This window comes from Clostridium sp. AM34-11AC, assembly GCF_003435375.1.
GTDB classification, from domain to species: domain Bacteria; phylum Bacillota; class Clostridia; order Lachnospirales; family Lachnospiraceae; genus Pilosibacter; species Pilosibacter fragilis.
Window position 1 is genome coordinate 116077 of record NZ_QWGL01000007.1, and the last position, 11637, is coordinate 127713.

The 11637-nt window shown below is 47.5% G+C and carries 16 protein-coding genes; 3 read left to right on the top strand and 13 right to left on the bottom strand.

The window, feature by feature from the left end; all coding sequences use genetic code 11:
* Positions 1-34: 34 nt before the first annotated feature.
* The 7 genes from DW826_RS06800 to DW826_RS06830 all read right to left on the bottom strand — a co-directional run bounded on the left by DW826_RS06800 (position 35) and on the right by DW826_RS06830 (position 4140).
* The gene (locus DW826_RS06800; RefSeq protein ID WP_117552378.1) at positions 35-1459 is read right to left on the bottom strand and encodes a SpoIIE family protein phosphatase; all 1425 of its coding nucleotides are present in this window, start codon (positions 1457-1459) and stop codon (positions 35-37) included.
* Between the two features lie 161 nt (positions 1460-1620).
* Positions 1621-1950, bottom strand: coding sequence for a septum formation initiator family protein (locus DW826_RS06805; protein ID WP_015552345.1), 330 nt, complete (start codon positions 1948-1950; stop codon positions 1621-1623).
* Positions 1951-2003: 53 nt separating this feature from the next.
* Complete coding sequence (gene yabQ / locus DW826_RS06810; RefSeq protein WP_242990631.1) at positions 2004-2330, bottom strand: spore cortex biosynthesis protein YabQ; 327 nt, start codon at positions 2328-2330, stop codon at positions 2004-2006.
* Positions 2331-2455: 125 nt separating this feature from the next.
* Entirely contained in the window at positions 2456-2734 is a 279-nt protein-coding gene (gene yabP / locus DW826_RS06815; protein ID WP_117552379.1) for a sporulation protein YabP, read from the bottom strand.
* A 186-nt stretch (positions 2735-2920) separates the two neighbouring features.
* Entirely contained in the window at positions 2921-3160 is a 240-nt protein-coding gene (locus tag DW826_RS06820; RefSeq protein WP_015552343.1) for an RNA-binding S4 domain-containing protein, read from the bottom strand.
* Positions 3161-3319: 159 nt separating this feature from the next.
* Positions 3320-3595 carry an HU family DNA-binding protein gene (locus tag DW826_RS06825; RefSeq protein ID WP_015552342.1) on the bottom strand — a complete coding sequence of 92 codons (276 nt, stop codon included), beginning with the start codon at positions 3593-3595 and terminating at the stop codon, positions 3320-3322.
* Positions 3596-3744: 149 nt separating this feature from the next.
* On the bottom strand, positions 3745-4140 hold the full coding sequence (locus tag DW826_RS06830) for a MazG nucleotide pyrophosphohydrolase domain-containing protein (protein ID WP_015552341.1): 396 nt from the start codon (positions 4138-4140) through the stop codon (positions 3745-3747).
* 384 nt (positions 4141-4524) lie between these two features.
* On the opposite strand from DW826_RS06830, the gene DW826_RS06835 reads away from it, so the two are divergent.
* Positions 4525-5394 carry a DMT family transporter gene (locus DW826_RS06835; protein ID WP_117483467.1) on the top strand — a complete coding sequence of 290 codons (870 nt, stop codon included), beginning with the start codon at positions 4525-4527 and terminating at the stop codon, positions 5392-5394.
* 491 nt (positions 5395-5885) lie between these two features.
* Here DW826_RS06835 and spoVT read toward each other — a convergent pair whose 3' ends face one another.
* The 3 genes from spoVT to DW826_RS06850 form a co-directional block, all read right to left on the bottom strand.
* Positions 5886-6434, bottom strand: a complete 549-nt coding sequence (gene spoVT, locus DW826_RS06840; protein WP_015552339.1) for a stage V sporulation protein T — start codon at positions 6432-6434, stop codon at positions 5886-5888.
* Positions 6435-6515: 81 nt separating this feature from the next.
* Positions 6516-6947 (bottom strand): peptidylprolyl isomerase, encoded by a 432-nt coding sequence (locus DW826_RS06845; protein ID WP_117552380.1) that lies wholly within the window; start codon positions 6945-6947, stop codon positions 6516-6518.
* Between the two features lie 296 nt (positions 6948-7243).
* Complete coding sequence (locus DW826_RS06850) at positions 7244-7534, bottom strand: helix-turn-helix transcriptional regulator (RefSeq protein WP_015552337.1); 291 nt, start codon at positions 7532-7534, stop codon at positions 7244-7246.
* Between the two features lie 289 nt (positions 7535-7823).
* Here DW826_RS06850 and DW826_RS06855 point away from each other — a divergent pair, with 289 nt between their 5' ends.
* A complete protein-coding gene (locus tag DW826_RS06855; protein WP_117552381.1) occupies positions 7824-8042 on the top strand; it encodes a helix-turn-helix transcriptional regulator in 219 nt (72 codons plus the stop codon).
* 45 nt (positions 8043-8087) lie between these two features.
* Here the strand turns inward: DW826_RS06855 and DW826_RS06860 are convergent, their stop codons facing one another.
* From DW826_RS06860 to DW826_RS06875, 3 genes are all read right to left on the bottom strand, one after another.
* Complete coding sequence (locus DW826_RS06860) at positions 8088-8315, bottom strand: helix-turn-helix transcriptional regulator (protein WP_117470870.1); 228 nt, start codon at positions 8313-8315, stop codon at positions 8088-8090.
* Between the two features lie 485 nt (positions 8316-8800).
* On the bottom strand, positions 8801-9223 hold the full coding sequence (locus DW826_RS06865) for a DUF6431 domain-containing protein (protein ID WP_015552333.1): 423 nt from the start codon (positions 9221-9223) through the stop codon (positions 8801-8803).
* A gap of 995 nt (positions 9224-10218) precedes the next feature.
* Entirely contained in the window at positions 10219-10746 is a 528-nt protein-coding gene (locus tag DW826_RS06875; RefSeq protein ID WP_117504291.1) for a hypothetical protein, read from the bottom strand.
* Here DW826_RS06875 and DW826_RS06880 point away from each other — a divergent pair.
* Positions 10708-11262, top strand: a complete 555-nt coding sequence (locus tag DW826_RS06880) for a hypothetical protein (RefSeq protein ID WP_117552382.1) — start codon at positions 10708-10710, stop codon at positions 11260-11262. The genes DW826_RS06875 and DW826_RS06880 overlap by 39 nt on opposite strands.
* The last annotated feature ends 375 nt before the right edge of the window (positions 11263-11637 follow it).

Consider the following 11637-nt stretch of genomic DNA (forward strand, 5'->3'; position numbering starts at 1 on the left):
GATATCTAAAATCTTTGTGCGTTTGTGATTACCTTTACCCGTATATTCCGCCCACCAGCACCGTCATATCATCCCGCGGCTCTCCCTCAAACGACAATGCAAACGTCAAGATCATCTCCGCCGTCTCCTGCACCCCCGCGTCGGGCAGACCATCCAGAAATTCCCGGAACGCTTTCTCCTTCTCCACTCCCGGCATAGCATCCAGGACTCCGTCGCTGACCATAATGATCTTATCTCCGTCCCACAGCTTCCTCGATATCATCACCGGTTCCACGGGATTCAGCACTCCCGCCGGGACTGTTTCTGACTCCAGGACCTCCGCCTCGCCGCCGCCCCGACGGTCCGGCAGTAAAAACGATGCCGCCGCCCCGAGCTTCATCATCTCCAGCACCCCCGTATAGAGGTTCACAAGTCCCAGATCCATCGTCGCCGGCCGGTCACCCATGCCATTCAGCAGGAGCACCGTGTTGATGAGCTTTAACGTAGACCGCGCCGAAAATCCCGTATCCAGAAGCTGCTCCGCCAACTCCATGACCTGCTCGCTGTCAGCCCCAGCCGCCGGTCCGCTCCCCATTCCGTCGGAGAGACTCAACGCCACCTGCCCCGGCAGCGTGTTCCGGAACATATAATTATCACCGGAGACTTCTTCCCCCTCTTTCGGGGTCTTCGCACATCCAAACAGGATCCGGTAGCTTCCCTTTTCGATGAGACGCACCATGGACGATTTTCTCGTGACCAGCGTCTTCCCATTCCTCGCCGGGATAAATTCCGCCCCCACAGCCTGTCCAAACAACGCCGCCATGTCCTTCACGGTCACACACCGTCCGTTTCCTGTCCGTGCCGTGAGGAATGCCTCCCGGCGTCCATCCCCATATTTCAAAACGAGCATGTCCTCCAGGGCGATCCGCCGTTTCCGAAATGCCGCCCGCACCGCCGGAACCAGCGCCTCCGTCACATCCGCCGCCTGCTCCATCTGCCCGGAGAACTCCCCCAGGATCCCCGCCATCTCCTCAAACTGCAGCATGACCGCGTCCCTGCTCTCCAGAAACCGGTTCTTCCAGGCGAGATTCATCGTGGACCGCCCAAGACTTCTATTTAATTCCCGCAGATAATCCGTTTTCTTCCGGCACCGGTCCAGGAACTCCCTGGGCATGTCCGGATATTCCAGAGCGCCCTTTTTCTCGAAAGAGCGAAGCAGATAATAGAGAAAATAGTTCTCCCCGTCCTGATCCTCCAGGCATTCCTGTTTCATGCCACAGCGGTCGCAGCTCCCGCAGACCATGGACGCCGCCGATTCCAGTGCCGCGATCCCGTCCTCCCTGGAAAGTCCGGGATCTTCGCCGGAATTTTTCATAACCTTCGCAAGCTGTCCTAATGACTCAGATATCTCCGCAAGCCGCCCCGCCGCATAGCTCCTGGTCCCGGACAGCTTTCTATGTACCTCACGATTTCCAAACACAAAAATCCCTCCTAACCTGCGTACCCTGTCACAAAGACCGTTCCGATCTCCATGACCAGCTTTAACGGCGCAGAATACGCCATTTTATTATATGCAGGCAGGCGGGAAATATTTGTCGGATTCCCGTATTTAATTTTTAAAAGTTAGTGACATGATTCGCCCTAGCTTGATTCATCGGCCTTAAACAGAATTTCATCCTTATTTACAAGCCCCAGTTTCTCTTTCGCGACCTTCTCAATATACTGCTTCGTCTGAACATACACGCGGTACTCCTCGAGTTCCGCGGCTCTCGCCTCTTCCTTCGCGAGGGACTTCTCAAGCGCCTGTTCCCGCGCCTGATATTCCAGATCGCGTTCTCTCAGGGAAGCGCCGCCGATATGGACTACCACAGCAAGACTCGCTACGACCACCGTGATTCCAATTAACGCCATCCGGTTGCTCAGACTGTTTTTCGATTTTCTTTTATTTCGTCTGTTCCGGTTTTCTCCCATGATTTCTCGCTTCCTTCTGGATTTTCCCTCCCGTTCTAACCAACAAAACGATTCTATCTTTTAATCTTATACCATTTTTTCAGCTTTTTCAATAGCTGAAACACATTCCGGCTAATGATTTTATCATAAAAAATCATGCCGAAAAACACACACGCAATGATGTACGCCCGAACAATACCGCTGTTCTCGTAAAACAGCAGAAGAAACGTCATGACAGCCGCATAGATCCAGTAAAAAAAATCCTCGATCCCCGTCCACAGCCGCCCATGGGGAACAAAAAAGCGGAATAGCCGCAAAAAGTCATAACTCGCCATCAAAATAAAGCCGAGCACCGTACTCATGCCAACCAGGCGGACTTCCAGAGTAAGATAGGGACTCACAAGGCACCTCCGAGTTTAAATTTCCTGCTTATTTTCTCTTTCATGGTCTCATTTTTCGTCACATGATCTATTTTCTGCGGTTACCTGGATTTTTCCTCATGAACTCTTTCATCACTGCTTTTCCACTACTTAAATAATTTTGCAAAAAATGATTCCCCGCTCTTCGCGCCGCCGCCCGCCGAATACACAAGGCTGTCCGTCCTGCCCTCAATATCGATCTCACCTTTTTCCAGACTCAGCCGGTTTACATGGAGGTCTTTTCCCTTGATGGTCAGAAGTCCCATGTCCGTGTCCAGCACGATGGTGTTCTCGTCAAAGGAGATCACATCCAGGATCCCCGTGAGATTTCCCAGATTCCGATTATTCAAAACGATCTTATGCGCCATTCCCGGATTCTCTTCCATAAAAACCTCCTGTATATGTAAATATGTTTTAAATATATGAAGTAAAAAAATTTTTATGCTGTTTTTCACTTTTCACTGTCGTTTCCGTCTAACCACTTGCAAATGTAGTATGCGATCACACTTGCCATAACGGAAACTCGCACCTTACATAAAAAACCTCATCAGTTTTTTACTGTGAGGTTTTTCCTAAATATATTCAAACATTTCCTTCGTATCTTCCTTGCGGATCGTCTCCTGCACGCTCGTCACACGGACCTTGACGGCTTTTGTTCCAAATGCCACCTCAATCACATCTCCGACCTTAACTTCCGCGCTGGCTCTCGCAATCTTATCGTTCAGCATCACACGGCCGCTGTCGCACGCCTCGTTTGCCACGGTTCTGCGCTTGATGATACGGGATACCTTCAGATATTTGTCTAAACGCATAACTTGCTCCTTTTCTGCGGCACCATCGCCGCCGGACTTCCTGCTGCCCGCCTGTCCAGGCGAACCCCGGAAACAATTTCCCCCTCCGCAATACGCATATCACGGAGGGGATCCAAACACGTGCTGCCTACACAGCCACTTTTATCATTCTAAACAGAATTAAGCGTTAACCATATCCTTTAAAGCCTTACCAGCTTTGAATTTCGGGTTCTTGGAAGCTGCGATCGTGATCTTCTCGCCTGTAAGCGGGTTTCTTCCCTCTCTAGCCTCTCTCTCGGATACCTCGAATGTACCGAAGCCAACTAACTGTACCTTCTCACCTTTAACTAACTCTGCTGCAATAACATCTGTGAAAGCCTTCAGTGCCTTCTCAGCATCTTTCTTGGAGAGTTCTGCCTGCTCAGCAACTGCTGCGATTAATTCTGTCTTGTTCATTTGTTTTATTTCCTCCTAAAATTCATTTCAAACCTGCGGACAAAGCCTGCCCGAAGGACCTTTGCATTGCACTCTTACATTTATATATGTTTCTGCATTCTTTGTCAAGGATTTTTGCCCGTTTTTGCCGTGTTTTTGCGCACTTTTCATCAATGTGCGGCGGCCCGTTTTTTCTTTTCCTCCCGCTCCTGTTTCTTGATCGCTTCCCAGAGGTCCTTCTCGTTCTCCACCTCCGGAATCTCGCCTCCGAAGACCCGTGGATGGCGGCGGATCATCTTCTCGCAGATGCCGTTCACCACATCATCCACGGTAAAATTTCCCTGCTCCGCCTCGATCTCACTGTGGAACATGACCTGGAACAGGACATCCCCCAGCTCCTCGCAGAGATTTTCCGTGTCATGAGCATCGATCGCCTCCAGCACCTCCGCGCATTCCTCCACGAGATGCTTTTTCAACGTGTCATGATCCTGCGCCCGGTCCCATGGACAGCCATCCTCCGCACGCAGTGTCTTCATGATCTGCTTTAAGTCCTCGAATGTATACATAGTATTTCCTCACCTTATCCGTTTTCATTCATTTTTCTGCTGTTTCGAGCCTCTGACGATCGCCCGGTCCTCTCCCCGTCGGTTCCGCCTACGCTCTCCGCCAACAGTTTTAAATACTATTTTCTACTATCATTGTAACTGGATTCTATTTCTCTGGCAATATGCATTCTGTTTTTTAACTGCAATCCATCACCGTCCATTTGTTCCAATTTAATCCGCACCAAACATACTCCACTTGTCCTCCTGAAATCTTTTATTTTTTCTACATATTTGCACCAATTGACGATTCCATGAAAAAAAGTTATACTCTTAATTGTCGTGTCTTTTGACATATCATCACTCTAATTGAGCTATTCCTCGATTACAATTTCACAGGAGGACATCATGAATATCACACAAAAACAAAAGGGCATCCTCTTTATGATCCTGTCCGCGCTTTCTTTCGCCTCCATGCAGGTCGTTGTCCGTATGAGCCGCGAAATTCCAACGATGGAGCAGATCTGCGTCCGCAATCTCTTCATCCTGATCGTTTCCTTTTTCATCATCCGTAAAAAACGTGGTTCCTACTACGGCCCGAAAAAATACCAGCCGTACCTGTTCGGCCGCTCTTTCTTCGGATTTCTGGGCCTGATCACGCTGTTCTACGCCTCCAGCCATGCTGCACAGGGAGATGTCACCGTATTAAATAAGCTCTCCCCGATCTTTGTCACACTGCTGGCGGCTGTGTTTATGAAGGAGAAGCTTTCCCCGATCCAGATCCCGGCGCTGGCACTGTCCGTTATCGGCGCATTCATCGTATTCCGTCCGAGCTTCCAGTCCGACCCATTTCCGCTGGTAGTCGCGCTGCTCTCCGCCATCACATCCGGCGTTGCGTACACGTTTCTCGGCTACTTTAAGGGAAAAGTCGACGGAATCACCGTTATCATGCACTTTTCAACCTTCAGCGTGTTCGGTTCCCTGCCGTTCGTCATCAGCAATTTCGTTATGCCGGACCCGCGCCAGTTTATGCTGCTCATGCTGATCAGCCTCTTCGGCTCCCTGGGCCAGGTATTCATCACCTACGCTTACCGCTTCGCCCCGGCATCCGAGATCAGTATCTACAACTACTCCGGAATCCTGTTCAGCATCGTTCTCGGCGCAGCGATCCTCGGCGAGCCTTTAAAATCCACCTCGATCCTCGGCGGCGCATTGGTTGCGATTGCTTCGATCATGGTGTATATCTATGGGAATTCGAAGAAGCAGGCTGGGAAATAAAGTTCTTTCAGCCCAAACTAGCGTAGACCGAATAATTACGTGTATAACGAATGTCAGAATCCGAAAAGTCTACCCGCATGAACATAGTCTGGATACACTGTTCACCTGCGGAACCGCCACCGGCAGCTTCTTCCGGATGCATGGCAATTAGAAATGTGCATTTGCATAATGCCTTTTATTTAGATCGTTTGTAACTATTCAGTACCTTCATAGTTACACGCAAAAATCCATTCCAGATCAGCTTCGCTGATGGGATTTTTGCCCTCCAGCCTATGTTTTCTTACGGTCAGCGCAGCAAGTGCGCAGACCTACTGAACAGTTACGATCGTTTTTTGATTCGTTGTAAATAAAAGTCAAAGTCCACATGATAATATTTATTGAAGTGATCTCTTCTAAAATATCATCATGTGGACTTTTTTCGTTTTTTATCTTACCAGGCATATTTTCTCAACATTTTTACTGCTGTTTCAAATCTCGCCCAGCCTCAATTCTCAGCTCTCCATCTGCCGTCCCAGGAATCCCGCCGCCGTCGCTGCCAAACGCACCTCTGCATCCGCGAACTTCGCCCTCGGCTCCCTGCTCATCACAATGACCGACCCGATCGCGTCACCTTCACAGATGATCGGAGTGATCACCTGCGCAGTGATTCCCTCGCTGTCATCGTCCGTCACAGGCGTGAACGCCCGCTCATCCTTTCCCGCCTGCACCGTCATCCGCTCCTGGATCACATGCTCAAGCGCCCGGCTGATAGGCTTCTGGAAAAAGTCCTTTTTCGCCCCACCGGCCGCCGCAACCACCTGGTCCCGGTCCGTGATGCAGACCATAAGCCCTGTCGACTGCGCCATCGCGTCCGCATACTGCCCCGCAAACGCATTTAGCTCCATCATCGGCGAGTACTTTTTCAGAATGATCTCCCCCTCGCGGTCCGTGAAGATCTCTAATGGCGTTCCTTCGCGCAAACGAAGTGTCCGCCTGATCTCCTTCGGCACCACCACACGTCCGAGGTCATCAATTCTTCTTACAATTCCCGTAGCTTTCATAACGTCTATTCCTCCTGCATACCACTGCTTCCATATCGTGTGACTTATGGGTAGTATGTGGAAAAGATGTCGGGATTATTCCTATTTTACTTCAACCAGTTCAATCTTGAAGTTCAGCTCTTTCCCCGCCATCTCATGATTCGCGTCAAGAGTGATCATCTTCTCGTCCTTCGCGGTAACTTTCACCGGGAACGGCTGGCCGCTCTGGTTTGTGAGGTATACCTGCTGTCCGACCTCAAGATCCTCGGAACCCGGGAGATTCGCGATCTCGAGTGTGAGGATCATATTCGGATTCGGCATTCCGTAAGCCTCCTCCGGCATCAGGTGGATCTCCTTGATCTCACCGACTTCCATATCTGCAACTGCCGTGTCAAATCCCTTGATCATCTGACCAGCGCCGCATACGAACTCTAACGGCTCGCCGCGGTCGTAGGAAGAGTCAAACTGCGTACCATCGTTAAAAGTTCCTCTGTAATGTGTGCGGCATGTCTTTCCAACATTGCGTCCTGTCATCTTTAAGTTCCTCCGATATTCTCTATTATTTCCTGCACGCCTGCGTTCTATCATGGTCAGCGCGGCAAATGTGCAGACCTCATCCGCAAAACCTGCCGATAACAGGTTTTTCACGAATGTTCTATAACGAAATCATGCATTCCTATCCAGTATACCTGTTAAAAAGAATATTGGCAACTTATTTCAGGTACCGCCGCACTTCATTTTTCTGTTTCACAGCCGGATTCTGCTCACGATATCGCAAACAGCTGCATTTCCGCAATCTGTTATGCACCAAATTTTGCCACACAGGATCTTTACTGTCCCTGCCTCTTCTTTTTCTTCTCCAGCTCCTCCTGCTTCTGCCGCTCCTCTTCCAGTCCCGGAGACCATAAAAGCTCGTCGCTCTCATCGAACACGATCTCCATCACATCCTCCACGCGGCAGTCCAGAATTCTGCATAAAGTCTCCACGGTATGCGTCGAAATATATAAATTCTTCCGCAGCCTGTTCAACTGACCATTGCTGATTCCATATGTCTTGATCAGGCGATACTGGCTGATGCCTTTTCTCTGCATTGTCTCCCATAACCTTGTATATTTAACCATACCGTTTTCTCCTTTGTCTCATCTCTCGCCGTTATTTCCAGGACATTCCAGGCTGACCCGTTCAATCCATAGACTCGTAATCCGGCAGAAACCGCCTAAATTCTTCTCTTTCGGTTTCCACGCCTGCTCACCAGCGATACATTTTCTATTTTCTCATTTGTATTTCCTGCCAACATCCGCAAGATTCGACCTGTTTTTCCTTATATTTCCACAAATTCCCCTAAATATCTTTTATTCTTTACTATGGCAGAACTTCTGCCGCATTATATAAGGAAAGGAGGCGTTTCTCATGATCGATTACAGCCCGCTCTGGAACACCTTAAAGTCAAAAGGCATCAACCAGTACCGCCTGATCCGCAGCTATCATTTCAGCTCCGGCCAGCTCCATCGGATCCGTAAAAATGAACATGTATCCACACATACTCTGGAAACTCTGTGCTGGATCTTAAACTGCAGCGTTGCGGACATCGTCCGCATCTCATTTGACCGCGTGGAAAAAGAATCGTAAAAATATCTGGTCTTTATCGGAACTCTTTTCCGGTAAAGATCAGTGTCAATTCGCCTTATTTTCCTTCTCCTCGTCCTCGAAAGAAACCTCCATCACATCCTCGATCCGGCAGTCCAGGATCCGGCAGAGCGTCTCCAACGTATGCGTCGAAACATATGTATTCTTCTTCAGACGGCTCATCTGGCCGGAGCTTAAGCCAAACTCCTTGATCAACCGATATTGACTGATCTTTCTCTTCTCCATGGTCTCCCACAAGCGATTGTAACTTATCATTTTATCCTCCGTGCATATCAGCCCAACACACTTTTCAGCCCGCAAAATATCCGCGAATCTGACAAACCGTTACTCTGATGTCTTCTATATAACATACATTGACACTATTTGTATATTGCCCATATTCGGACTATATATGTTCCACGTTCGGTCACGGTCAGGTATGCGACGCGCGAATGGCCAATTTTTCAGCTTATGCACGGATTCTGTGCTCTGTTTCAATCATTGTTTTCTATGAACTGACAGAATCTTCTTCTGACATTTTTTCGGATACATGGCAATCAAAAACGCCAGTCAGCCATTTCTGACTGACCGGCCATCATAATCACTGATCACACAAATTACAGGCATCCGCCTGCTGCTTTTTCATTTTCCCCTTTACAGGCAGTTCACCTGCCGCTTTTTCATTTCCCCTTTTCGGATATTTCACCTGCCGCTTTTTCATTTCCCCTTTTGCAGGTATTTCACCTGCCGCTTTTTCATATTTAATTTCCTGCGCACCTGCAGTTATTATCGCCGTCAGTCCGCTTTGCTTCCGGACTCTTATCTTCCACCTGAACCAGCAGACGTTCAAGCTGCATCTTTTCCCGGTTCCAGCGGTAAATCGTCGACTGCTCCGCGGAACAGTTTCTCTCACCATTTATCGTATCGATGATCGCCGACCTCGAATAATGCTTATGAGGAACCATAATGTCCGGGAGTTCCAGATGAACACGCCCACACACCGTACACTTGTATCGCCGCAAAACAAATGTATCCACCGTACCATCCGCAAAAATCACCTTCCGCCTCTTGCTGTCACGGATCTTCATCTCTCCACCGCACTGCGGGCATCCCGGAACGCTTGACGGAACAATATAATACATTCCATTCTGCTCTTTGATTTTGTAATTCTTTGACACGACCATATTCATTCCTCCTCCATTCGTCATATTCGTAGGACCACATCCGCCTATCGGTTCAAATAAACCTGTATTCCGGTTCTTTAGGGTTTTAACCAGAATTTCACCAAAGTTCTGCCGCCGTCTGCCGTTTTCCGTTTTCCGTTTTCAGCTCATTTCTCTGGCAAACGACCACGTTTTTTCGGAAAAATTCCGGTCTGATCAACATGTTCTACTAATATAAACGTAATAAAATTGGATTTGTGACGAAAAAATGGAAAAAAATTGAAGTTTTTTACTTTCTTTTGTTACCATTTCACCTCCCGAATCTCCATAAACTCATTTTTATCCTTCTCCACTCTTCAACTGCCGGAACATGTTCCACCATTTTTTGAAGTTCTGCTGCCAGCGCACAAGTTTTCGCACGCATAAGAATTTTTTCTCTCGCTATGCTCTCAGTATCATCACTGCAAGGCACTGTTGTTTTTACAAGCTACATTAACTTTATATTCAGCAGAGGCAGCACACTCTCCGATAAGTAATTTTTCTTCGCAAGGCACAAGAAGAAGTCGATTAAATTCATTTCCTTTCCCGCAGTTACATCCATAAGCCGACAGGAAAATACTTTCTCAATTTTTCTAATGCACGAAAGCATATACAGATCCGCTTTCAGCTCTTCCTTACTATTATTATTCATAGACTCATCCTCACTTCTGCTCTTCGATTATTTATTTTTATACTTAGTATCTGTTTCCTCGCTCTTCTTCAAACGCTTTCTAAAATCATTATATAATTTGTCCCTGGAGTGTGCAACAATGTCCGCCCCTCACCTCACCATCCTAGCCCCAAAATTTTTAGGCACACATTTTATTTGTAAACGCTTACGCTTGATCTTTACTACAAAAAGTCCCACCAGCAATAAAAAATTTGAGAGTTAATCAACTTTCAAAAACACTTTCAAGCATACTGCAAATAGCTTAAAACAAGTATATTCCAGAATGAACGTTAATATTTTAGAAAGTTCACATTGAATACACGGGGATTATGAGGATCTGAACGCGCTTCACAGTGCGCTCAGCGATTACCTTCGTTTCTACTTTGCACATCAGGATGATGTCGAATCCTCTTCCTGTTACGAAAATATTCTCGGGCTCTGCTACGATATCCGCCATGCCTATCAGGGAGATCGAAATATTGAATCCGTCGATAATAACTACGAAAATATAGGGCAGCTGGCATCCTGCATCTTTTCCGTTGACAGTCAGTCCCTTCAGAAAGAACGCAATAAATATAAGTCCGGAAACCTCTATTTTAATGTTGAAGTCCTCTATCCCTGGGCTATCTTTTATCTGTACACTCTGCAGGCAATCGTCGAAGACCATTATTATGCCTCCTGGTTTGACGATGAAGATTTTTATAATGAGTATCTGGCCGAGAAAGATCTGGCACTGATCACTCATTTTGTCCAGCTTCTTTGGGATAAATTGAGAAATCATCTCCCCGAGGAGGTTATGAAGGTAGTCTGGACCTACACCAGAACCTACAACCATATCGAATACTATTTCTTCTATCCTGATCTGTATATGGAATGGCTTTGTACATACTGGATCAATGGCGTAAAAACACGATCAGAACGGCAGGAACTGCTTTCTCTGCTTTGTCTGGAGCTTTCCTCTCTCCTCGATGAAGACCCTGATGAAGCACAGGAGGCCGTCCAAAAAGCAGCTCTGATAAAAGAAAAAGCCCCCGGCAGAGCCAAGGGCATACAATCCTCTGAGAAAACAGATTTCAACACTTCGGAAGCTGCGGACAAAGCAGCAGACTTAGAAAGAAATATCCTGACATTCCAGGCGGATATCGCCAATACGATCCTCACCGGGCTGGAGCAATATGATACGTATGCCGAAATTTTCTACAATCGTCCCGTCCCCTTTCAAAGTATCGATGAATTCCTGAATATTACTTACGATTATGTCGATAAGCATGGACCGTTTACTGAAGAAAGCTATGAGAAATGGCTGGACACACAGCTCGGAGAAGTGGATTGGGATCGGCTGGAGCGGTAGTCGAAATGTACAAAAATCTGACCGATAGGGCAGGAAACTCCTGCTTTATCGGTCCTCTTGCCCTCCGCCCCGCGCCAAATACAGCGCCGCATATCTGCGGAATTTGAGATCAATTATCAAACCTTTCCCAAATATTCCCTTTTCAGTTCATCTATTATTTCAAACGGAAAACATTCCGCACAGCCATCCGGGATTCCTTCCAGACGCTCCCACAGCTCTTAAATCATATGACATTTCAACCAGCTTTTGCAACCTGCGGCTTTTTGCTGAATTATGTTCCATACAATATCTTTCGATTAGAATTCATGAGTATTTCTGCATGTTGATCCGCCTTTCGCTGATTGTCAAGGTAGTTGTCAGTAAAAATTTATATTC

Excerpts from the sequence above, each read along its gene's own strand:
- DW826_RS06805 (WP_015552345.1), bottom strand. The coding sequence starts at position 1,950 with ATGGGAGAAAACCGGAACAGACGAAATAAAAGAAAATCGAAAAACAGT.
- yabP (WP_117552379.1), bottom strand. The coding sequence starts at position 2,734 with ATGGAAGAGAATCCGGGAATGGCGCATAAGATCGTTTTGAATAATCGG.
- DW826_RS06820 (WP_015552343.1), bottom strand. The coding sequence starts at position 3,160 with ATGCGTTTAGACAAATATCTGAAGGTATCCCGTATCATCAAGCGCAGA.
- DW826_RS06825 (WP_015552342.1), bottom strand. The coding sequence starts at position 3,595 with ATGAACAAGACAGAATTAATCGCAGCAGTTGCTGAGCAGGCAGAACTC.
- DW826_RS06830 (WP_015552341.1), bottom strand. The coding sequence starts at position 4,140 with ATGTATACATTCGAGGACTTAAAGCAGATCATGAAGACACTGCGTGCG.
- DW826_RS06835 (WP_117483467.1), top strand. The coding sequence starts at position 4,525 with ATGAATATCACACAAAAACAAAAGGGCATCCTCTTTATGATCCTGTCC.
- spoVT (WP_015552339.1), bottom strand. The coding sequence starts at position 6,434 with ATGAAAGCTACGGGAATTGTAAGAAGAATTGATGACCTCGGACGTGTG.
- DW826_RS06845 (WP_117552380.1), bottom strand. The coding sequence starts at position 6,947 with ATGACAGGACGCAATGTTGGAAAGACATGCCGCACACATTACAGAGGA.
- DW826_RS06850 (WP_015552337.1), bottom strand. The coding sequence starts at position 7,534 with ATGGTTAAATATACAAGGTTATGGGAGACAATGCAGAGAAAAGGCATC.
- DW826_RS06855 (WP_117552381.1), top strand. The coding sequence starts at position 7,824 with ATGATCGATTACAGCCCGCTCTGGAACACCTTAAAGTCAAAAGGCATC.
- DW826_RS06860 (WP_117470870.1), bottom strand. The coding sequence starts at position 8,315 with ATGATAAGTTACAATCGCTTGTGGGAGACCATGGAGAAGAGAAAGATC.
- DW826_RS06865 (WP_015552333.1), bottom strand. The coding sequence starts at position 9,223 with ATGGTCGTGTCAAAGAATTACAAAATCAAAGAGCAGAATGGAATGTAT.
- DW826_RS06880 (WP_117552382.1), top strand. The coding sequence starts at position 10,708 with ATGAAGGTAGTCTGGACCTACACCAGAACCTACAACCATATCGAATAC.
- DW826_RS06875 (WP_117504291.1), bottom strand. The coding sequence starts at position 10,746 with ATGGTTGTAGGTTCTGGTGTAGGTCCAGACTACCTTCATAACCTCCTC.